The sequence below is a fragment of the Acinetobacter haemolyticus CIP 64.3 = MTCC 9819 genome (assembly GCF_000369065.1).
GTDB lineage: Bacteria > Pseudomonadota > Gammaproteobacteria > Pseudomonadales > Moraxellaceae > Acinetobacter > Acinetobacter haemolyticus.
Window position 1 is genome coordinate 131,241 of sequence record NZ_KB849801.1, and the last position, 21,275, is coordinate 152,515.

Consider the following 21,275-nt stretch of genomic DNA (forward strand, 5'->3'; position numbering starts at 1 on the left):
AGAATATTTATGATCCGAACTAGGATGCCAAAATGCTTAAATTTTTTCTGCAATGGATCGATAGTTGGTCATCGACTGCCAGTTTAAGTACAAACGTTGATTCTACAAATACAGTTAAAGACAGTAACATCCAATGGTTTAGAATTTTACCGTTCATTCTGCTGCACGTCGCTTGCTTGGCGGTGTTTTGGGTTGGTGTGTCTTGGTTTGCTGTTGTTTTTATGTTGTTCTTTTATCTGATTCGCATGTTTGCAATCACAGCTTTCTTTCATCGTTACTTATCCCATAAGACCTTTCAAACTTCTCGTATAGTTCAGTTTATCTTTATCCTAATTGGAACAATGAGCGCTCAACGAGGACCTTTGTGGTGGGCAGCTCACCATCGCTACCACCATCGCTATACGGATACAGCACAAGATCCCCATTCTTCGACACATGGATTCTGGTACAGCCACATTGGATGGTTTCTCAATGATCAGAATTTTGCGATCCGCAAAGAAGTCGTGAGAGATTGGCTTAAATATCCAGAACTTGTTTGGCTAGATCGTTTTAGTTTACCTGTTGTTTTGCTTACAGCTGCTTCTATTTATGGTCTGGGAGAATGGTTGGCTGTTGCATATCCGCATTTGGCAACATCCGGGTTACAGCTTTTGGTATGGGGATTTGTGATTTCTACAGTGTTATTGATTCACGCGACTTTATGCATTAACTCGATGGCTCATTTATATGGTCGCCGTGATTTTGAAACCTCAGATAATAGTCGGAATAATTTTATTTTATCAATTATCACCTTAGGTGAGGGCTGGCATAACAATCATCATTTTTATGCGGGCAGCGTACGTCAAGGTTTTTACTGGTGGCAAATAGACATTACTTATTATTTATTAAAAATGATGAGTTATTTAGGGTTGGTTTGGGGGATGAAACCTGTTCCTCAGCGGGTATATGAGGCAAAAAAATACTACTCTCAGCAAATAAATATGAATAAACAGAAAGTTGGACAAGGGGAGTCTTCATGAAAATCGCAATTATTGGATCGGGAATTTCTGGACTCTATGCCGCATGGAAACTTTCATCGCGCCATCAGGTCACTATATTTGAAAAGAATGATTATTTTGGTGGCCATACGGACACGCATCGTTTTTGCATCGAAGGGCAGTCACTGGCTGTAGATAGTGGTTTTATCGTATTCAATGAATACAACTATCCTTTGTTTAGTGAGATGCTTGCTGAGTTAGGGGTCGAGTCGCAAAGTAGTGATATGAGTTTTTCGGTGAACAACCTCGTAACCGGCTTACAGTACAACCCGTCAAAAAAATGGTCATTATTTGCCAAGCCACAGAATTTTTTTAAAAAAGATTTTCTACACATGTTGGCAGATTTAATACGTTTTTATGACAACAATAAAGATGTGGTTGTTGCAGATTGTGATTCGCAATTAACACTTGATCAGTATTTAAATCGACACGCATATTCAGAGGCTTTTAGACATGAACACTTGTATCCAATGTGTGGCGCATTATGGTCTAGTCCAGTCGATCAAGTTGGAAAAATTCCTTATAAATTTGTCGTAAGTTTTTTTCAGCATCATCGTATGTTACAGCTCAAGCAACGACCGCAATGGCAAACGGTGCAAGGTGGTTCAGCTTCCTATATAGAGGCGATCCGAAAATCGTGTGCAAATATCCAATGGCGAGCTATGGCAGTGAGTGCTGTGACACGTCACTCAGATCAAGTTAGTGTGAGAACTCAGCATGGTGTAGAACAGTATGATTGGGTGATTTTTGCTAGTCATGCAGATGATACTTTAGCGCTATTAACTGATGCGACGCAGTTGGAGCAAAATGTGTTAGGGCAGTTTGGTTATCAAGATAACCATATGGTAGTTCATCACGATCAGTCCATCATGCCGAAGCGTCGATCTCAGTGGGCGAGCTGGCATGTTCATGTAACGAAAAATCAAAATACAATTTCGTCGCAACATTTGCATTACGGTTTTAGTTATTGGATGAATAAGTTGCAAAACCTATCCTGTAAAACTCAAATTTTTGCAACACTGAATCCAAATTTGAACATTGCTGCGGATAAAATTTTAGTTGAACGACATTATCGACATCCCGTATTTAATGCTGAAGCGATTGACGCACAAAAACGTTGGCGCGAAATCAATGGACAACATCGTAGCTCCTTTTGCGGTGCGTATTGGGGATGGGGTTTTCATGAGGATGGAGCAAGCAGTGCTGCACGTGTTGTGGCTCAGATTGAACAGGTATCTTCAGTCGCCGAACAGCAAGGGGTTGAGCTATGCTAGACAGTTCATTTGCCATCGCTTCTGCTCAGATACGGCATCGGCGTTTTCAACCCAAGTCACATGAGTTCTCAACTGATCTCAAATATCTTTGGTTTGATCCAGAGCAACTCTCTGATTTACTCAGTCAATCAAAATTATGCTCTGAACGCCATTGGAGTTTGTTAAATCTATATCCTGAGGATTTTCTGACAGAACAATCAGGTTCAATCCGAGAAAAGATTAAGCGAATCATTCTTCAGCAGACTGATAGCATATTACCTAGTTACACGAATATCCGAATACTGGCATTGCCAAGAAGTTTAGGATTTCGTTTTAACTCTGTTGTGTTCTATTTCATTTTCGATGCACAGCAGCAGCCTTTATTCATTTTAAGTGAGATTACCAATACCCCTTGGAATGAGCGTAAGGTGTATGTGCATGATTGTCGGTTACAGGCTCAACAGCGTGCAGATTTTCAAGGTTATCAATTTGACTTTGAAAAATCTTTCCATGTTTCACCTTTCATGCCGATGCAGCTTGATTATCGCTGGCGATTTCATTTTTCAATGCAGCAGCACGTGATCTATATGCAGCTTTATCAACAAGAACAAAAGATATTTGATGCAAATATGCGCTTTACGCTATCGGACATCACGCAGCCTTCACAACTACGTCGATATGCTATTTATCATGTCTTTGAACCTTTCAAAATGTTAGCGCAAATTTATCTACAAGCGTTTCGTTTATGGAAGAAAAAAGTTCCATTTTATCGACACCCAAATAAAGAGAAGGATAGAAAAGAACATTATGAAAACTCTCATTTTCGGTGAACAAAATTCGCTCCCTTGGGTACTCAAAAGCTTATTTAAGCTTCGCCATGGTCAAATTACATTTCGTGGTTTATGGAATGGTACCGTGGGTGAGCAGGCTGATTTACATGTTGAGGTTGACGTTCACGACAAACAATTATTCGATCTCATTTTAAAGAACGGTGTACTCGGCGCTGCTGAAGGCTATATTCGTGGCTATTGGCATTGTGAAGATTTAGTTGGTTTGATACAGCTTCTGTCTCGAAATCGTCATTTGCTTGATAAAATTAATCAAAATGTGATCTCTCAAGCCAGCCAGTTTTTACTGAAAGTTTGGTATAAAACGCGTCATAATTCAATTTCTGGAAGCCGTAAAAATATTGCAGAGCATTATGATCTTAGTAATGATTTTTTTAAATTATTCTTAGATGAATCAATGATGTACTCGAGTGCAGTATTTCAAAATGAACAGATGAGCTTGGAGCAAGCATCTGATTATAAAAAGGAATTGATCTGCCAAAAGCTGAAATTACAACCCATGGACCATTTAGTTGAGATTGGTAGTGGCTGGGGTGGCTTTGCCATATATGCGGCACAAAACTATGGTTGTAAAGTCACAACGATTACGATTTCTGAAGCTCAATATCAAGAAGCAAAGCAACGTATCGAGTCTGCAGGGCTATCTCATCGTGTGGATATCCAACTTAAAGATTATCGTTTACTTGAAGGAAAGTACGATAAGTTAGTTTCGATCGAGATGGTTGAAGCTGTTGGTGAGGCCTATTTATCTACCTACTTTCAACAATGCCGTCAATTATTAAAGCCAAATGGCTTGGCTTTGATTCAAGCCATTACTATCGAAGATGCTCGATATTTAAAAGCCTTAACTACAGTGGACTATATTAAGCGATATATTTTCCCAGGTAGTTTTATTCCTTGCATCAGTGTGTTGACCCAGACGGCTTCCGAACAAAAACTGACACTGAAGCATCTTGAGGATATTGGACAAAGTTACGCTATAACGATTCATCATTGGCGTGAACGCTTTTTAGCAGCCCGTGAGCAAGTCTTAGCTTTAGGGTTTGATGATAATTTTATACGGATGTGGGATTTCTATCTTTGTTACTGCGAAGGTGGATTCAAAGAGGGCGTGATCAGTGATGTACATATGCTCTTTCAAGCAAACCCATATTAGGTCATTTTGTTGAATGCCTGAGGTAAATCCATGTTGACACTACTTCTGATCAATGTCTCGATCATGATTTGCTGCTGGTTATGGGCAAGTTTGAACTCCCGTGCTGGAATTGTTGATGCGGCGTGGAGTTTCTGTATCGCGCTCAACATTGGATTAACTGCGTTCATTCAAGATCAAGCACCGCTTTCGGTTCGATACTTTCTTGGAATCCTGAGTTCGATTTGGTTTTTGCGTCTAGCTGGACATTTATTGCGACGTTATCTCGATGAGCAAGTTGAAGATCGTCGTTATGCCAATATGCGTCGTGCGATGGGCAAATATCAGCATTTGGGCTTTTTTGCATTTTTTATGTTTCAAGCGGGTTTGGCGATTTTATTCTCATTACCCATGATGATTTTACTCAATACCCCTGCAGCTCAATGGAATGATTTGACCAGTTTGTCTTTATGGATTGCTGGGGCTGTGATGTTAATCGCATTTTGTGGTGAAGTGATTGCAGATCAACAACTGTATCGATTCAAGCAGAATCCTAACAATCATGCCAAAACAATGGATCAGGGTTTATGGCGTTACTCACGTCATCCTAATTATTTTTTTGAATGGTTACATTGGTTTGCTTATCCAATCATTGGTTTGGCGGCAGGACAATATTTGCTGTGGATTTACCCTGTATTGATGTGGTTATTTTTATATTACATCACGGGTATACCTTTCAGTGAACAACAAGCCCTGAGAAATAGAGGGCAGAATTATCTCGACTATCAACAACGGACTTCTATATTTATTCCGTGGAAACCCAAAAAGTAGGTGCGCACATGGACTTTATTATTCAACAATCTTTAAAATTGGTAGAAACGGGGATTGTCCCTGATCAAGCTATTCGCGCGGCAATTCGTGCACTCAGTAAAAAACGCTTAATTCAGGAAGGGCGTTATGATCCTGAACAGTCAGCACAACGATATATGGATGTGTTGGCTATGCTGAAGCAAAGCGATATTGCAATTGCTACAGACATTGCCAATGAACAGCATTATGAATTGCCGACAGCTTTTTTCCAGGCTGTACTTGGCAAACGTTTAAAATACAGCGCGTGTTATTTCCCGCATGAGAAAACCAGTTTAAATGATGCGGAAGAATTTGCATTGCAGCTATATTGTGAGCGTGCACAATTACATGATGGACAAGATATTTTAGAGTTAGGCTGTGGTTGGGGTTCACTCACCTTATGGATGGCAGAGCGTTATCCAAATGCCAAAATTACTGCTGTCTCAAACTCTGCAACACAACGTGAACATATTTTATCGCAAGCATCGACTAGAAAATTGAATAATATAGAAGTGCTTACTTGTGATGTGAATGTACTTGAATTGGATTCAGATCGTTTCGACCGAGTGGTTTCAGTGGAAATGTTTGAACATGTTCGAAACTATGAAAAATTGTTTGAAAAAATCCACAGATGGTTAAAAGCAGATGGTTTATTGTGGTGTCATATTTTCTGTCATCGTTTTATGCATTATCCTTTTGAGATAAAAAGTGAATATGATTGGATGTCAAAATACTTTTTTACTGGTGGTTTAATGCCAGCGACATCAACATTTTTACATTTCCAACAACATTTAGAATTATCTCAGCAATGGCAATGGGCGGGTAGTCATTATGAAAAGACCGCAAATGCATGGCTAGAAAATATGGATCGACAACAGCAATATTTAAAACCAATCTTTGAACGTGTTTATGGACAAGATGCAGCCGCTTGGTGGCAACGTTGGCGTATATTCTTTATGGCTTGCGCTGAGCTATTCGGTTTTGAACAAGGACAGGAATGGGTGATTGGTCACTTTTTATTTAAAAATAATAAGCGATTAAAAACATCCTAATCCCTTAAATAATCGAGTTGATATGATAATAAAAACCACTGCAACCAAGAAATCGCACGCTTTAGGCGAGATATTCAGCCGTCATTATTGGTTGCAGATTGGTCTAATTGCACTATCAATTGTGATCGGGATTTCATGCAGTGCGTGGGTAATTAAAGGATCACTGCTTAAAACAGCTCTAGAGCAGGAAATGGAACATTATTGGATGCGTATAGAGCGTAATCCGAATGCAGATTTACCTGACACCAAAAATCTGTATGGTTATCGCTGGATGACTGATATTCCACCGCAACCATTTAGACAAATGTCGCTCCAATCTGGTGTGCATCGTATCTTCATTGATGGTAAAGAACGCATGACTGTTTATGGTGAACGCAATGGTCAACATGTGTTATTAGTCTTTGGCGAAAGTAATGTGAATAAACTAGTGTGGCTATTTGGTCTTGCGCCACTTATGTTTAGCTTATTTATTCTTTATAGTTTTTTATGGTGGTCGAATCGTCGCGCACGTCGCTATTTTTCACCGATTACTCGTTTGGCAAATGCACTTGAGCAAATAGATTGGGAGCATCAGAGTAAAGAGGCTTCACCATTTCAAGATATTTCAACAAATGGCAATATGGAGGCACAGTATTTAAAGCAAGCTTTGGAAAAATATCATGTGGTTTTGAGGGAGTTTATCCAGCGAGAGCGTGAGTTTACTGGAGATGTTAGTCATGAGCTGCGTACCCCGCTTACGATTTTAAAAGGTAACGTGCAACTGTGTCAGGCACGTTATGGACAAGATAAAGCGCTTACTCGTCTGCAAAATACCATTGAGGATATGCAGCTTTTAGTTGATACCCTATTAGCGATAGCAAGAAATACGACGAATACCTTGACGATAGAGCAAGCTAAACTCTCAGAAATCGTGCAAGATTTGGTATTTGATTTGGAGCCTGTTAGTCATTCCAAAGGAATGCAAATCCATGTAATCCAAGAACATGCTGAGCAGTTACGTTGGTTATATCCTTCGATGACTAAAATGGTACTCAGTAACATATTGCGTAATGCGCTTAACTATTCTGAAGGTTCAGATATTCATATCATTCAACAGAAGAATAGTATTTTGATTGCAGATAATGGCATTGGAATCAAATTGCCGGATGATTTAAAAGTACAACAACTCTCGGATCGACAATTGCAACTCAAAGCCAAAGGACACGGCATCGGATTGCAGCTTGTACAGAAGTTATGCAAACAATTGGGTTGGCGAGTAGAGTTATACGATCGTCAATTTTATCTCTTGACTCATCCACAACTGGACTTGGCTTTAACTACAGGGTTGATTGTCGTGGTGTATTTAAACTAATCAGAAGCAACAGCAACTTTAAGACCGACCCCAGATACCGTATGAATGAGTTTTTGCTCAAAGGGTTTATCAACCATTTTGCGTAAGTTATAAATATGGCTTCTTAAGGCATCACTTTCAGGTTCTTCATCTCCCCAAAGTTCCATGACAATTTCTTGTTTACTAATCACTTTAGGTGAGTTTCGCATCAGGATTTTTAATAATTTAAACTGAATTGGGGGTAAATCGATGATTTTACCAGCACGAGTAATTTGTTGAGTGGCACTATCAAGGACAAGGTCATGTATTTGAAGTTTACTATTGGATACTTCACCCATTGCACGTTTGATTAAGGCTCGTATGCGTACGACTAATTCATTAAAATCAAAAGGTTTAACTAAATAATCATCTGTTCCAGAGGCAAAACCTTTGAGTTTATCGTCCAAGGTATCACGTGCTGTTAGCATAAGTACCGGAATATCCAAACCACGTTCTGTTCTTAACCACTCGCATAGTTCATAGCCAGACCCATCAGGTAAGTTGATATCTAACAATAATAGGTGATAGGGCTGTTGTTTTAGGAATTGGCGAGCAGCATCTAGATTACGTGCGTGATCAATAACGAAACCGTGGTCTTCTAAAAATTCACAGACGGTTGAAGCCAGCTCGTAATGATCTTCAACCATCAAGATGAAATAACTTGTATTCGGCATTGTATTTGATTTATTCATTTAAAAGTTGTTGTTTTAATTTAGCACTAAATGGAGATTGCCCAAACCAAATTTTAAAATATTGGTTGGCTTGGGCATCCTGAATTGAGCCTAAAACTCTTTGGTTTAGACTTAGTGCAAGTGTTTTTGAGGAGGCGGTGTATTCAAGACGATAAAGATCACCTTTCCGTACAGGCCGATAAAGTTGGGTAATGCGATTGAGTGGAGAATCTGAACTATAACGATCAACATTCTTTTTGAGGAAGTGTTGAGCTGCTCGCTTAAAGGCCCATTCAGGAATGTCGTGAGTGTAGTTGAAATCTAGGCGAATACTTTGATCTTGCCAATTTTTACTACAATCTTCGGCGAGGTAACTCACAGTTCCCACATTTTTTTTGGTCACAATTAAAGGTGCTGAACCACATGATTGTAAAGAGGCATGACTTATTGTTGTTGTTACCAGTGTAAACACCCCAAATGACAATAGTGCCAAATGTCTTTTTAAGATCAGCATATCAACTCCTTAAGATTCTGTTAGGTAACTTTCTTAAACGGTGTTAACCAAGCGTAGATCCCACTGACGTATGGAAGTGAGCGATACAAACCATTGGCAGGATCCCAATAATCTTGTTGGAAGACAATTTGTTTTGCCGGATTTATTTTAATTTCACTGATTCCATAAGATGACATGGTTTTGTTACGACCTAAAAATTTGAAGTCGTATGTCATATGCCAGTGCACGTATGCAGAGTCTTGTTGATAAGTAGTATTTAATAACTTAACCGAGACATTACTAACGCGTTGATTCATTCCATTGAAGTGCTTTATTAAGTCTTGCTTAGATGAAAACTGAGCCAGTGTGTCATTTATAAATAATTGCTCAGCATAGAGTTGACCAGCTGTGTCAACAAACTGTGGGGTACCAAGCGTATTGAAAGCTGCAACAAATCGTTGACCTACTTCCAACGCTTGTTGATCATTCAAATTAATCCCTGCGATTTGCTGACGAGCTTGACTATAATCAGGAGTATAGCTAGGGATACTTTTGCAGGCAGACAAAGAAATGATGCTGAGTGCAGCAATCGAAAGCTTTATAACGGTAGACATCATCATTCTCCTATATTCATTGTATCCAGCTTATAGTTGGTTACGTGAAGATGTTGTGAATGATGAATACTATGGTTTTTAGGCTTCTGCTTTGGCCAATTCAGCTTCAATATAGCTAATAATCATCGTGCTTAGGCCTTTGATCATTTCATCGAAAGTGATTTGTGGATTTGGTAATATCAGATGACGAGCTACATTAAAGATACTGCTATTAATACTGATATAGGCTGTGACGCTCAAATTATTTACTTTTAAATATTTTGGATGGCGCATCATGTATTTCATCAGCACTTCCATGAGTGCCATTTCGATCTGACCAATATAACGCTCATATTTGAGCTCGGTTGCATATCGCAGACATATCAAATAACGATCATTGTCACGAGTAAGCAGATCACGAAATGTATAGAAAATCATTTCAAATAAAGGCTCTAACTCCATTTCAACAATAATAGGGGTGAGCTCTTTCACCATGTCGAGAACTTCTTTGACAAAAGTTTTGGCCATGGCATCGTAAATTTCTTCTTTATTTTTAAAATACTCATATAAAGAACCGACACTTACTCCTGCTATATCAGCAATATGACGTGTGGTTGTGCCACTTGTACCATTGGTTGCAATAGCGATAAATCCTGCCTCAATAATCGTATCTACAGTAACTTTTGAGCGAGATTGACGGGGTTTGCGAGTAACCATAATGCATTATTATTAAAATCCGAACATATTGTCAGATTAGCATGCTGCGATCTGAAGTTAAAGACTGAATAAAATAACCCGAACAGATAAAATTACAGTTTTTAAAATTTATGTTTCATATCTGTAATATAAAATAGACTATTTGAATTTATTGAAATCTTATAAAAATTAAAATGATTTTAAGGTATTGTTATTAAACAGTTTATTCTAATTTGGTGTTTTGGATTTTTGATGTTTTTAAACTTTATAAGTAAGTGATTTAAGATCAAAAACCAAACGATTTTACCCGAATTGAATCCGAACATAAGATCGGTTTACATTGGTTCTAGTAGGGAACTAGGTTCAATAAAATCTCCCGAATCTTTTTTCGTAACTTAAAAAAGAATGAGTGTGGCGAAAAGAGATGAACCTAATCCAAAGAATATTAAAGGGCAAATGACGCTCAAGTGAAGTAGGTAGGTGTAGCCATGATTAGCAGCACGTTGAACAAAGGTTTGAGTTTATTTAAATCTAACCCAATAACTGAGCAAATCGATTTTGCGAGTAAAAAAAGCATACCCATTCGACACTTGGCAATCGGATTTGAAGGTAAACAGATTGATTTATCATTCTATATGAATAACCAGTTTGCAACGATTTTCTTTGCAACGCTTTCTGTTTTCTTAACTTATGGTGAAGACTTAGTGATTGAAACAGCACGTCACCATCGTGATTTGCTCAAAGATCCTATTTTAAAACAACGTGTAACATCTTTGATTGGTCAAGAAGCAATTCATTCGAAATTACACAATGAATTTAATGATGCAATTGTTGAACTAGATTATCCAGTACGTTTATACCGCTTTCTGGGTGAAAAGTTCTTTGATTATATTTTCTTGAAATTCCCACAACCATTAAAACTTTCTCTAATGGCAGGAATCGAGCATTTCACGGCTGTTCTAGCTGAATACATGATGGCACATGAGCAGAATTTCTATTTCTCGGATGATGCCAAGACACGTGCTTTGTGGATGTGGCACATGCTTGAAGAATCTGAACATAAAGATGTCGCTTATGATGTTTATCAAACGCTGAATGGTAATTATCCATTACGTGCTACAGGATTCTTCCTTGCTTATTTCACGATTCTTGGGTTGATTCCATTCTCTGCAACATTGGTTCCAGTTCTGCGTAAACCTCAAGAAATGTTAACTGCGAAATTTTGGAAAGATGCTCGACGTGGCGTGAAACTGATCTTTAGTCCAAAAGATGGCGTATTTGGTAGCACACAAGGTCGAATCTTTGATTATCTGCGTCGTGACTTTCACCCAAATGACCATGATGCCTCACATTATTTTGAATACTACGAGAAGAAATTGTTGTCAGAAGGCGGTGCCTTACATCCGTTCTTTGTGAAGGAATTTACACCGAAGATTCAAGCTGCTTAATTTAGAGTTTGAACTGAGTTGCAGTAAGTAGTGCAGGACGGATTTTATGAGTTTAGTTGGCAGAATAGCTCATTGTTATATGAGCAGTTTGGTTCTAGTCATATTTTATTCGTCCACTATGCTGTCAAGATCTTCAAGGTGTTTTTGATTTTTTACTCTTTATATGAGGGGATCAGTTATGGTCGCTCAAGTTATCCGAAATGTATTTTCAGAAAAATTAAGCACTAAATATCAAGGCATTGTTCAAAATTTAGCGAACAAGGCTCCAATTCCTATTCGTCATTTTGATTTCAAATTTAATCCAGCTGAGTTGGATCAGAAGTTCTTCTTAAATAAAGAGCTGGCGACTTCTTATTTTCATGCTTTATCGATTTTCTTAACCTTTGGTGAGGATGTGGTCATTGAGACAGCTCGTCATCATCGTGAATTTATTAATGATCCGATTTTGAAACAAAGATTGACTTCATTAATTGGTCAAGAAGCAATTCACTCAAAAATTCATAATCAATTTAATGATGAAGTTCTCAAAGAGAATGGTTATCCAGTTGAATTGCTCCGTGCGATTGCAGATAAAGTGTTTGAGTACGGAATTTATAAACTACCGCACTCTATGCAGCTATCTTTGATGGCAGGTATTGAGCATTACACCGCTGTACTCGCTGAATTTATGATGCAGCATGAAGAATATTTGCTTGGTTCGCAAGATGAAAGACAACGTGCGATGTGGATGTGGCACATGCTCGAAGAATCAGAGCATAAAGATATTGCTTATGATGTGTTTCTAGAGTTATCAGGCGATTACTGGGTTCGTATTACTGGATTCTTACTTGCAAGTTTAACCATTTTAGGTGGTGTTTCTTTAGGTGGTTACTTGATGCCATTTATTCGTAAGCCAAGTAATTTAATCAATCCACGCTATATGAAAGATGTATTAGAAAGTACCGCATTGTTATTTGGTAGTGAACGAGGCGTATTTGGTAGTAGCTTTATGCATATCTTGGAATATTTACGTCCAAGCTTCCACCCAAACGACCATGATACGACCAAGTACATGGAATATTACAAAGAGCGTTTATTAAATCCAGAAACAGGTTTGTTATCACCTTATTTCTTAAAAGAATTTGTACCACCTGTTCGTGCAGCATCTGCATAACTTGGTCAAGCTGAAACAATAATTTGGAATACAAATATGAAATTATTTGGAAAGAAAGCCAAACCAAGCCAAAACGCATATGCAGTGGTAACTGGTGCGGGAAGTGGGATTGGTCGTAGTTTTGCACTTGAACTGGCAAAGCGTGGCGGGACTGTGGTTTGCTCCGATATTAACTTGGAAGCAGCAAAAGAAACGGTTGCCTTAATCGAGCAATTGGGTTCAAAAGCTTTTGCAGTAAAGTGCGATGTTGGAAATGCTAAACAAGTTGAAAAGCTTGCTGACCAAGCAGAACAACTTATGCAACACCCAACAACACTTGTGATCAACAATGCTGGTGTTGGATTGGGTGGTAAGTTTGATGAAACCTCTCTGGAAGATTGGAAATGGGTTTCAGATATTAACTTATGGGGCGTGATTCATGGTTGTCACTATTTTGTACCAAAGTTTAAACAACTTGGTCGCGGTGCAATTATCAATGTTGCTTCAGCAGCGTCTTATACTGCGGCACCTGAAATGACAGCGTATAACGTGACTAAAGCTGGGGTACGTGCTTTGTCTGAAACGCTTTCAGCTGAATTGAGAAAACATAACATCAAAGTTAATGTGTTATGTCCAACATTGGTGCCGACCAATATCATCAAAAACGGAAAAGTACCGCACAAGGGTATCTTGGACTATGCACTGACAAACTTGGCCTTCACGACCAGTGACAAAGTTGCCAAACTGACATTAGACCGTTTGGATAAAGATCAGCTTTATACCATCCCTCAGATTGACGCAAAACTATTCTGGTTAATGAAACGTACTGCTCCGAATTTATATGCAAAATTCTTGGGTACATCATACCGATTGATGAAATAAAACCTGTTTAGGAAAAAGATTTTAATTACTGAAATAAGCTTTCTTTAGGTTAATGAATGCTTATTTCAGTTAAATAAATGAAAGGATATTTTGAATGACAGCTCAAGCAAAAAAATTAAATTCTGCTGACAAAAAAGCACTCCCACAGCATATTTACGATACGTTTATCGTAGGCGCAGGGATTTCAGGTATTGCGACAGCAATTCGTCTTGATCAAGTTGGTTATAGCAACTATAAGATCATTGAAAAGGCGACACGCGTTGGTGGTACTTGGCGTGAAAACACTTATCCAGGTTGTGGCTGTGACGTACCGTCAGCTTTGTATTCATATTCATTTGCACCAAGTGCAAAATGGAGTCACTTATTTGCTCGTCAACCTGAAATTTTAAACTACCTTGAAGAAGTGAGTGAAAATTTTGGCGTAAGTTCAAAAATTGAATTTGGTACAGAGTTACTCAATGCAAAATGGGATAATGAGCGTAATTTATGGGTGATGGATACCAATAAAGGTCAATTCTTATCACGTTCGGCGATCTTCGCAACTGGCCCAATTACCGAAGCTCAAATTCCAAAATTAGATGGTTTAGAGACTTTTACAGGTGAAATGTTCCATTCAGCAAGATGGAATCATGATTATGATTTGACGGGTAAACGTATTGCGGTCATTGGAACGGGCGCATCAGCTATTCAGTTTGTGCCACAAATTCAACCTAAAGCTAAAGAATTGTATGTATTACAGCGTACCGCGCCGTGGGTTGTCCCAAAACCTGATACGGATTTAGGCTATGTAAGTAAAAAGTTAATCGAAAAATATCCATTGATCCAAAAAACTTGGCGTCAAGCGGTTGCTCAATCATTGAATGCGATTAACTTTGGTTTACGTAATCCAGCTGTGTTAAAGCCAGTCGGTGAGTTAGCTAAACTGATTTTACGCTTCCAAGTTGAAGATCCAGAATTGCGTAAAAACGTGACGCCAAACTTCACTATCGGATGTAAGCGTTTATTGTTCGCAAACAATTATTATCCAGCTTTACAGCAACCAAATACTAAACTCATCCCTCATGGTTTAGTCAAGGTTGAAGGTAATACTGTTGTTGCTGCAAATGGTGAGCGTCATGAAGTTGATGTGATCATTTGGGGTACAGGTTTTGAAGTCTCTCATCCACCGATTGGCAAGCGTGTTGCGAATGAAAAAGGTGAGATTTTAAATGACCTTTGGAAAAGCAGTTCTCCAGAAGCGTATTTAGGTACAAGCATTGAAAACGTACCAAATGCTTTCTTGGTTTTGGGTCCGAACGTTCTGGTTTATGACTCTTTTATTGGTCTAGCAGAAGCTCAACTTGATTATATCGTTGATGGTTTATTGAAAATTAGAGATCAAGGTATTGCCAAGTTAAACATCAAACCTGAAGTGATTAAAAAGCACAATGAGTTAGTACAAAAGCATCTTAAAACAACTGTTTTCAATGCTGGTGGATGTAAGAGCTACTATTTAGATGCAAATGGTCGAAACTTTGCTGCTTGGCCTTGGTCATTGAAGAAGTTAAAACAACGTTTAAAACAGATGGATTTAAACGATTATCAAGTGACGTATCAAACTGAAAAGACCAACTAATTTTTTAGTCGAGTGATATAAGGGCAGTAAATTTTATCTTAGGGTGGAGTTTGCTGCTTATTTTTTGCAAGGTAGAAATAAATTAGGAAATAAAGATGAAAGATGGACAATCAAGCCGAACGGCTGAAGCGGCTGCTGCATTACGTGCAAATCATTTCAAAAATGCCGAAAATCCTGTTTTTTCTGATCCATTTGCATTTGAGCTAACCAGTAAAGGTTGGCAAAAATTATTAAAAACTCCACTGACCGTTAAAGTGATGAATTCTACTGTATTTAACCGAACGTTAGGTTTACTGACAGGGCAAGTTGTTGGTCGTTCGCGTTATGCAGAAGACTTATTGCAGCAAGCGATTCAGCAAGGAACTCAGCAATATGTCTTGGTGGGTGCAGGTTTAGATTCGTTCACGTTGAGACAAGCACAGCGCTATCCTAATTTAAAAATTTTTGAAGTTGATCATCCTGATACCCAAGCGGCAAAACAGTTGAAACTCAAAGAATTTGGTGACATTCCAGCTAATGTTGAATTTGTATCAATTGATTTTGAAAAAGAGTCGATTGCAGATGCTTTGGCGAGAAGTACCTTTCAACAAGACCAAAAAGCATTTTTTTCTTGGTTAGGCACAACCCATTATCTCGAACCACAAACGACATTACATACCTTATCCAGTATTGCTCAAATCGCGAGCGAGGGCAGTGAAGTGGTTTTAGATTATTCGATTGATTATCGTGAGTTGGATGGTGTTGAGCGTTTCGGGAGTTTGTTCGTTTCACAATTTACACGGTTTTTGAAAGAACCATTAAAAGGTCAGTTTCGGCCGAAAGACTTACATCACGCTGTAAATAAACTTGGTTATCAGGTCATAGAGGATTTATCAGGTGATGGTCTAAGTCATCGGTATTTTCATCAGCGTCCAGACCATATTCGACATACCATAGCAACGCATATGCTGCATTTGTGTTTAAAATAGATTGAGAAGAACACAATTAAGAACATTAAAAAAACTAGATATGCTACGCTGGTGAGTTTTATTTAAGAAACTTGTCGCTATGAGCGCTGAACAACAACTTGAGGCCAGTAAATTTCAATGGTCTTTTTTACTGCCTAAGTATTGGGGAATATGGATTGCTTTACTGATCTTGATGGTATTCGCAATTTTACCTTGGGCAATCCAATGGCGTTTAGCGGATCTTTTATCTAAAGTTGCATGGAAAGCTTTGAAATCTCGCAGAAAAACCACAATTAGGAATCTAGAGGTTTGTTTCCCTAATAAAAGTGAGTTAGAAATACAAAAGGATGCACAACAAGTTTTCTTGAATATGATGCTTGGTTTGTTTGAAGCATTAAATGCTTGGTATAAGCCAAGTTGGTTTAAAAACCGAATTCATATCCATGGATTACAACATATTGAAAATGCACAACAGCAAGGGGTGCTATTGTTAGGAACACATACTACACTTTTAGATGCAGGTGGTTTTGTAAGTAGTCGTTTCTTTGATTTTGATGTGGTTTATCGTCCACAGAACAATCCTCTACTTGATATGTTGATTCGTAGATGTCGAGCCACGATTTATAAGAATCAAATAGGCAAAGATGATATGAAAGGCTTAATTCACAGCCTGAGAAATGGGCATGCTATTTGGTACAGTCCTGATCAAGATTTTGGATTGAAGCAAGGTGTTATGGCGCCATTTTTTGGTGTTCAGGCTGCGACATTAACAGCGCATCGACGATTGATGAAAATTACCAAAGCATTGGCTATTCCTTTATTTTTTTATCGTGAAGGTGATATAACAAATCCGCAATATCATATTTTATTAGAACCACCTTTAGAAAATTTTCCAAGTCTTGATGAGATCGAAGATGCGACGCGAGTGAATTTGATTATCGAAAATCAGATCAGAATGCAGCCAACGCAATATATGTGGTTTCATCGTAGATTTAAAACAAGAATCGAAGGACAAGCAAAAATTTATTAATTGAACACCCTTAAGTTTACTGGAATGGTCGAAACTATAGTGTAATAATTAAGCGGATTACTTTTTGGATTTTGATATAAGGCCATGATTCAGATTGATTTAAATAGCGACTTAGGTGAAAGCTATGGTGCATGGAAAATGGGCAATGATGATCAAATCCTTTCTGTGGTCAGTAGTGCTAACATTGCCTGTGGTTTTCATGCAGGTGATCCACAGAATATTTTAAAAACGTTAAAACAAGCAGCTCAACGCAACGTCGCTGTTGGTGCACATGTTTCTTATCCTGATTTGGTTGGCTTTGGCCGCCGAAACATGGATTTGTCTTATGATGAATTATTTGCAGATGTGCTGTATCAGATTTCAGCTTTACAAGGTTTGGCCCAAGTTGCGGGAACATGCGTTAAGTATGTAAAGCCACATGGGGCGTTATATAACACCATTGCTACAGATTTAGAACAAGCCCAAGCCGTGATTGATGCGATTCAACAATATGACGCCAATCTCGTGTTGGTTGGGTTGGCTGGATCACCGTTGATTCCCTTTGCCCGTAAGCAAGGTTTAGCAGTGGTTTCAGAAGCGTTTGCGGATCGTGCTTATCACAACAATGGTACTTTGGTCTCTCGTCGTCTAGACAATGCTGTGATTCATGATACTGGGCTGATTGCGCAGCGGGTATTAGATATGGTGTTAAAAGGTGGAGTGGAATCGATTGAGGGCGAGTTCACCAAGATTCAAGCCGATACTATATGTGTGCATGGCGATACGATGGGGGCTGTACAAATGGCACAAGAGATTCGACAAACACTGTTAGCACAGCATATTCAAATACGTAATTTTGTGGGTTAAGCCTTTTTGATCATAATAAAAAGAGTGATGAGATGCGGTTTTTATCAGTTAATTTGGATTGTGTGTTAATTGAATTTCCGAGTTTAGAAGAAACAATTGCAACGTATCATTTTTTACAACATAGCCAGCATCCTCATATTCAGGAAATGATACCCGCAGCCCGAACGATATTGGTTTATTTTGATTGTTTGTGTATTGATGTAAAGAAATTAACCCAGTGGATTTCAGCGCAAAAAATAAAACAAGACTTTTTCAATACAGGCAAAGAAGTTGTTCTACAGGTTGATTATCAAGGTGCTGATTTAACCCATGTTGCTGAGTATTTGGGAATCAGTGTTGATGAGGTTATCTATAAGCATACTCATAGTCATTGGCAGGTTGCATTTATTGGTTTTGCCCCAGGTTTTGCGTATTTGGTCTGTCCTGATCATCCATTCACCAGTATCCCGCGTTTGGCCTCGCCACGAAAGAAGATTCGGGCTGGATCTGTGGGTTTAGCGGGTGAATATAGTGGTGTTTATCCTAAAGATAGCCCTGGAGGCTGGCAACTAATTGGCCAAACCGATGAAAAAATGTGGGATATTCATCGTGCTCAACCTGCTTTATTGTTACCCAGTGATCAGGTTATTTTTAAAGATGTTCGTAATCATCCAACACAGACTTCTGTCCCAAACAAACCCGTTTCTACTCCAAAAAGGAATGAAAAGTCAGCAGTATTCGAAGTTAAAAGTGTTGGTTTACAAGTCTTAGTACAAGATGATGGGCGTAGAAATATGTCCAAACTGGGTATAGGACGAGCAGGGGCGATGGATTATCGTGCTTTTAAAAGTGCGAATCTAATTGTAGGCAACCCTTCTGATGCGGCTGTCTTTGAAATATTGAATGGTGGATTGCGATTGAAAGTATTGCAATCAACAGTGATTGCAGTGACAGGTGCAGCAGCAGCGCTTTGGATAACTTATGCGAACTCGAACAAAGTTCAAGAGTCATTATACCAACCGATTGCTTTAGACGATGGTGATGAAGTTTATATCTCGCCACCTCAAGCAGGACTTCGTAACTATTTGGCTATTCGTGGTGGGTTTGCTGTTGAGCGTGTGCTAGAAAGTGCAAGTTATGATGTTTTGGCTGAGTTGGGACCATTACCGATTAAAGTTGGTGATCAAATTTATGCTGATCAATTAAAAACACAAGCTGTAAACTTAGATCAATCGGCTATTACTCTACCAAGCAAGGGTGAGACGGTTGTGGTTGATGTCATACTCGGACCTCGAGCGGATTGGTTTAATCCACAGAGTGTGGATCTATTATTTAGTCAAGCTTGGTTAGTCACCACAGAAAGTAATCGAATTGGTCTAAGACTATTGGGTGAGCAGCCGCTACAAAGACAAATAAACCAAGAGTTACCTAGTGAAGGATGTTGTACGGGTGCAATTCAAGTTCCAGCAAATGGTCAACCAGTTTTGTTTATGAATGACCATCCATTAACAGGGGGGTATCCAGTGATTGCCGCGGTAGCACCGTATCATCTGGGGCTGATTGCTCAACTTGCAGCAGGGTGTTTCATTCAATTTAGAAAAATTTCAGATTTTATGGATATCGCATCACATGAATACACAGCATAAACTTTTAATCGCTAATCGTGGGGAAATTGCGGTTCGTATTATTCAGGCTTGTCAAGATTTAGATATTCGTTCAGTTGCAGTGTATGCAGATGATGATATTGATAGTTTATATGTCCAATATGCGGATGAAGCATGGGCGCTGTCGGGGGTGACTGCCAAAGAAACCTACTTAGACATTGATAAAATTTTATCGATTGCGCGACAGGCACAGGTAACGATGATCCATCCAGGATATGGTTTTCTGTCGGAGCGTGCGGATTTTGCTCAAGCTGTCATTGATGCTGGATTGATCTGGATTGGACCATCGCCAGAAAGCATTGAGAAACTAGGTGATAAAATACAAGCGCGTAAAATTGCTCAATCTGTTGGTGCACCTTTAGTTTATGGGACGGAACAACCGCTTAACTCTGCGGCTGAAGCAGTCACTTTTGCTCAACAATATGGATTACCGATCGCAATCAAAGCTGCTTATGGTGGTGGAGGGCGTGGTTTAAAGGTGGCTTGGTGGTTAGATGAAGTTGCTCATTTATATGCGTCTGCGGTACGTGAAGCGCAAGCTGCATTTGGGCGAGGTGAATGCTTTGTAGAGCAGTATTTAGAAAAACCTAGGCATATCGAAGCACAAATCATTGCCGATCAACATGGTCAAGTGGTGGTCGTTGGTACCCGTGATTGTTCTTTACAGCGTCGTAATCAAAAGTTAGTCGAAGAAGCGCCTGCACCTTTTATCAGTGAACAAATTTATCAGCAAATCATTCAGTCATCAGTCAATATCTGTCGAATGGCAAAATATGTGGGTGCAGGAACAGTTGAATATTTATTGAGTCAAGATAACAAACTTTCGTTTCTTGAAGTGAATACACGATTACAGGTTGAACATCCTGTGACAGAACAAACTACAGGCATCGATTTGGTTGTAGAGCAAATCAGAATCGCCTTGGGTCAACCACTTTCGATTCAGACAACTCCTGAGCCTCAGGGGCATGCAATTGAGTTTAGAATTAATGCAGAAGATCCTGCACGTGGTTTTATACCTGCGTTTGGTCAAATCACTCAGTTCGATCCACCATCCGGAATCGGTATCCGTTTAGATCGAGGTGTAGGAAATGGAAGTCTGGTGTCCAGCCATTTTGATTCTTTGATGGCAAAATTGATTGTGACTGGAGCTACACGGGAAATAGCGATTCAACGTGCTAAGAGAGCGCTTGCTCATTTTAAATTAGAAGGGATTGCTTCTGTATTGCCATTCCATCAGGCGATTTTAACTGAACCTGATTTTGTGGATGAGTTTAAAATTCATACGCGTTGGATTGAGCAGGATTGTTCACATGATTTTGCAGTACAGCCTCGCAGTCAAAGATCGGATCAAATGACATTGCAGCGCTATCATATTGAGATTGACGGTAAACTATGAGATTGGGTTGCCTTTAGCGTTCTTTCAAATGGAGAACAAGCACAGCCCAGATGTCCATAACAATGTTAAACAAGTTTCTAAAAACGAAAAAGCTGTACTTGCACCGATCAATGGTGTCATCAGTGCTTGGAAAATTAAAGAGAATGATCAAGTGCAACAAGGTGATGTGATTGCCATGATGGAGGCGATGAAAATGGAGGTTCCTGTAATTGCTCACTGCACAGGAAGGATTCAGCATTTAAGAGGTATAAATTTGACCATAAATGCAGATGAGGAAATTGCAAGAATAGAAGGATAACAAGTGAGTTATGTAAGCCATTAAATCTACTTGAGATTTAATGGC

At 39.0% G+C, this 21,275-nt stretch carries 19 protein-coding genes and 1 pseudogene; 16 read left to right on the top strand and 4 right to left on the bottom strand.

Features of this window, described 5'->3' with window-relative positions; translation table 11 throughout:
- The first annotated feature begins 32 nt into the window (after positions 1-32).
- The 7 genes from F927_RS06175 to F927_RS06205 are packed head-to-tail and all read left to right on the top strand — an operon-like array spanning position 33 to position 7,522.
- Complete coding sequence (locus F927_RS06175; RefSeq protein ID WP_005082604.1) at positions 33-1,019, top strand: acyl-CoA desaturase; 987 nt, start codon at positions 33-35, stop codon at positions 1,017-1,019.
- Entirely contained in the window at positions 1,016-2,311 is a 1,296-nt protein-coding gene (locus F927_RS06180) for an NAD(P)/FAD-dependent oxidoreductase (RefSeq protein WP_005082606.1), read from the top strand. Before F927_RS06175 ends, F927_RS06180 begins: the two co-directional genes overlap by 4 nt.
- Positions 2,305-3,120, top strand: a complete 816-nt coding sequence (locus F927_RS06185) for a DUF1365 domain-containing protein (protein ID WP_005082608.1) — start codon at positions 2,305-2,307, stop codon at positions 3,118-3,120. Before F927_RS06180 ends, F927_RS06185 begins: the two co-directional genes overlap by 7 nt.
- Positions 3,098-4,294, top strand: coding sequence for an SAM-dependent methyltransferase (locus F927_RS06190; RefSeq protein WP_005082610.1), 1,197 nt, complete (start codon positions 3,098-3,100; stop codon positions 4,292-4,294). The genes F927_RS06185 and F927_RS06190 overlap by 23 nt, the downstream gene beginning before the upstream one ends.
- Before the next feature lie 30 nt (positions 4,295-4,324).
- Positions 4,325-5,101: a DUF1295 domain-containing protein gene (locus F927_RS06195; RefSeq protein WP_005082613.1), complete on the top strand. Its 777-nt coding sequence runs from the start codon at positions 4,325-4,327 to the stop codon at positions 5,099-5,101.
- Positions 5,102-5,109: 8 nt separating this feature from the next.
- Complete coding sequence (locus tag F927_RS06200) at positions 5,110-6,171, top strand: SAM-dependent methyltransferase (protein WP_005082615.1); 1,062 nt, start codon at positions 5,110-5,112, stop codon at positions 6,169-6,171.
- Between the two features lie 22 nt (positions 6,172-6,193).
- Positions 6,194-7,522 carry a sensor histidine kinase gene (locus F927_RS06205; protein WP_005082617.1) on the top strand — a complete coding sequence of 443 codons (1,329 nt, stop codon included), beginning with the start codon at positions 6,194-6,196 and terminating at the stop codon, positions 7,520-7,522.
- On the opposite strand, the gene F927_RS06210 is transcribed toward F927_RS06205, so the two are convergent.
- From F927_RS06210 to F927_RS06225, 4 genes are all read right to left on the bottom strand, one after another.
- Positions 7,519-8,214, bottom strand: coding sequence for a response regulator transcription factor (locus tag F927_RS06210; RefSeq protein ID WP_017395079.1), 696 nt, complete (start codon positions 8,212-8,214; stop codon positions 7,519-7,521). The two genes, F927_RS06205 and F927_RS06210, sit on opposite strands and share 4 nt — an antisense overlap.
- Before the next feature lie 10 nt (positions 8,215-8,224).
- A complete protein-coding gene (locus F927_RS06215) occupies positions 8,225-8,725 on the bottom strand; it encodes a chalcone isomerase family protein (protein ID WP_005082619.1) in 501 nt (166 codons plus the stop codon).
- A gap of 20 nt (positions 8,726-8,745) precedes the next feature.
- Positions 8,746-9,318: a nuclear transport factor 2 family protein gene (locus F927_RS06220; RefSeq protein WP_005082621.1), complete on the bottom strand. Its 573-nt coding sequence runs from the start codon at positions 9,316-9,318 to the stop codon at positions 8,746-8,748.
- A 78-nt stretch (positions 9,319-9,396) separates the two neighbouring features.
- Positions 9,397-10,014, bottom strand: coding sequence for a TetR/AcrR family transcriptional regulator (locus tag F927_RS06225; RefSeq protein WP_005082622.1), 618 nt, complete (start codon positions 10,012-10,014; stop codon positions 9,397-9,399).
- Positions 10,015-10,481: 467 nt separating this feature from the next.
- Here F927_RS06225 and F927_RS06230 point away from each other — a divergent pair, with 467 nt between their 5' ends.
- From F927_RS06230 to F927_RS06270, 9 genes and pseudogenes are all read left to right on the top strand, one after another.
- Positions 10,482-11,441, top strand: a complete 960-nt coding sequence (locus F927_RS06230; RefSeq protein ID WP_004639504.1) for a metal-dependent hydrolase — start codon at positions 10,482-10,484, stop codon at positions 11,439-11,441.
- A 178-nt stretch (positions 11,442-11,619) separates the two neighbouring features.
- Positions 11,620-12,594, top strand: coding sequence for a metal-dependent hydrolase (locus F927_RS06235; protein ID WP_005082625.1), 975 nt, complete (start codon positions 11,620-11,622; stop codon positions 12,592-12,594).
- Between the two features lie 36 nt (positions 12,595-12,630).
- Positions 12,631-13,455 carry an SDR family NAD(P)-dependent oxidoreductase gene (locus F927_RS06240; protein ID WP_004639500.1) on the top strand — a complete coding sequence of 275 codons (825 nt, stop codon included), beginning with the start codon at positions 12,631-12,633 and terminating at the stop codon, positions 13,453-13,455.
- A 94-nt stretch (positions 13,456-13,549) separates the two neighbouring features.
- Positions 13,550-15,070 carry a flavin-containing monooxygenase gene (locus F927_RS06245; protein WP_005082627.1) on the top strand — a complete coding sequence of 507 codons (1,521 nt, stop codon included), beginning with the start codon at positions 13,550-13,552 and terminating at the stop codon, positions 15,068-15,070.
- A 95-nt stretch (positions 15,071-15,165) separates the two neighbouring features.
- Complete coding sequence (locus tag F927_RS06250) at positions 15,166-16,038, top strand: class I SAM-dependent methyltransferase (protein ID WP_005082629.1); 873 nt, start codon at positions 15,166-15,168, stop codon at positions 16,036-16,038.
- A 79-nt stretch (positions 16,039-16,117) separates the two neighbouring features.
- Entirely contained in the window at positions 16,118-17,047 is a 930-nt protein-coding gene (locus tag F927_RS06255; protein WP_005082631.1) for an LpxL/LpxP family acyltransferase, read from the top strand.
- Positions 17,048-17,131: 84 nt separating this feature from the next.
- Positions 17,132-17,893, top strand: a complete 762-nt coding sequence (locus F927_RS06260; protein WP_005082634.1) for a LamB/YcsF family protein — start codon at positions 17,132-17,134, stop codon at positions 17,891-17,893.
- A gap of 32 nt (positions 17,894-17,925) precedes the next feature.
- The gene (locus tag F927_RS06265; protein ID WP_005082636.1) at positions 17,926-19,518 is read left to right on the top strand and encodes a 5-oxoprolinase subunit B/C family protein; all 1,593 of its coding nucleotides are present in this window, start codon (positions 17,926-17,928) and stop codon (positions 19,516-19,518) included.
- Positions 19,502-21,230 (top strand): annotated as a pseudogene (locus F927_RS06270) (ATP-binding protein). The gene F927_RS06265 and the pseudogene F927_RS06270 overlap by 17 nt, the downstream one beginning before the upstream one ends.
- Positions 21,231-21,275: the final 45 nt, after the last annotated feature.

Coding starts and splice junctions, on each gene's coding strand:
- F927_RS06255 (WP_005082631.1), top strand. CDS start 16,118: ATGAGCGCTGAACAACAACTTGAGGCCAGTAAATTTCAATGGTCTTTT.
- F927_RS06265 (WP_005082636.1), top strand. CDS start 17,926: ATGCGGTTTTTATCAGTTAATTTGGATTGTGTGTTAATTGAATTTCCG.
- F927_RS06200 (WP_005082615.1), top strand. CDS start 5,110: ATGGACTTTATTATTCAACAATCTTTAAAATTGGTAGAAACGGGGATT.
- F927_RS06245 (WP_005082627.1), top strand. CDS start 13,550: ATGACAGCTCAAGCAAAAAAATTAAATTCTGCTGACAAAAAAGCACTC.
- F927_RS06205 (WP_005082617.1), top strand. CDS start 6,194: ATGATAATAAAAACCACTGCAACCAAGAAATCGCACGCTTTAGGCGAG.
- F927_RS06215 (WP_005082619.1), bottom strand. CDS start 8,725: ATGCTGATCTTAAAAAGACATTTGGCACTATTGTCATTTGGGGTGTTT.
- F927_RS06190 (WP_005082610.1), top strand. CDS start 3,098: ATGAAAACTCTCATTTTCGGTGAACAAAATTCGCTCCCTTGGGTACTC.
- F927_RS06210 (WP_017395079.1), bottom strand. CDS start 8,214: ATGCCGAATACAAGTTATTTCATCTTGATGGTTGAAGATCATTACGAG.
- F927_RS06225 (WP_005082622.1), bottom strand. CDS start 10,014: ATGGTTACTCGCAAACCCCGTCAATCTCGCTCAAAAGTTACTGTAGAT.
- F927_RS06235 (WP_005082625.1), top strand. CDS start 11,620: ATGGTCGCTCAAGTTATCCGAAATGTATTTTCAGAAAAATTAAGCACT.
- F927_RS06175 (WP_005082604.1), top strand. CDS start 33: ATGCTTAAATTTTTTCTGCAATGGATCGATAGTTGGTCATCGACTGCC.
- F927_RS06250 (WP_005082629.1), top strand. CDS start 15,166: ATGAAAGATGGACAATCAAGCCGAACGGCTGAAGCGGCTGCTGCATTA.
- F927_RS06240 (WP_004639500.1), top strand. CDS start 12,631: ATGAAATTATTTGGAAAGAAAGCCAAACCAAGCCAAAACGCATATGCA.
- F927_RS06180 (WP_005082606.1), top strand. CDS start 1,016: ATGAAAATCGCAATTATTGGATCGGGAATTTCTGGACTCTATGCCGCA.
- F927_RS06220 (WP_005082621.1), bottom strand. CDS start 9,318: ATGTCTACCGTTATAAAGCTTTCGATTGCTGCACTCAGCATCATTTCT.
- F927_RS06185 (WP_005082608.1), top strand. CDS start 2,305: ATGCTAGACAGTTCATTTGCCATCGCTTCTGCTCAGATACGGCATCGG.
- F927_RS06195 (WP_005082613.1), top strand. CDS start 4,325: ATGTTGACACTACTTCTGATCAATGTCTCGATCATGATTTGCTGCTGG.
- F927_RS06230 (WP_004639504.1), top strand. CDS start 10,482: ATGATTAGCAGCACGTTGAACAAAGGTTTGAGTTTATTTAAATCTAAC.
- F927_RS06260 (WP_005082634.1), top strand. CDS start 17,132: ATGATTCAGATTGATTTAAATAGCGACTTAGGTGAAAGCTATGGTGCA.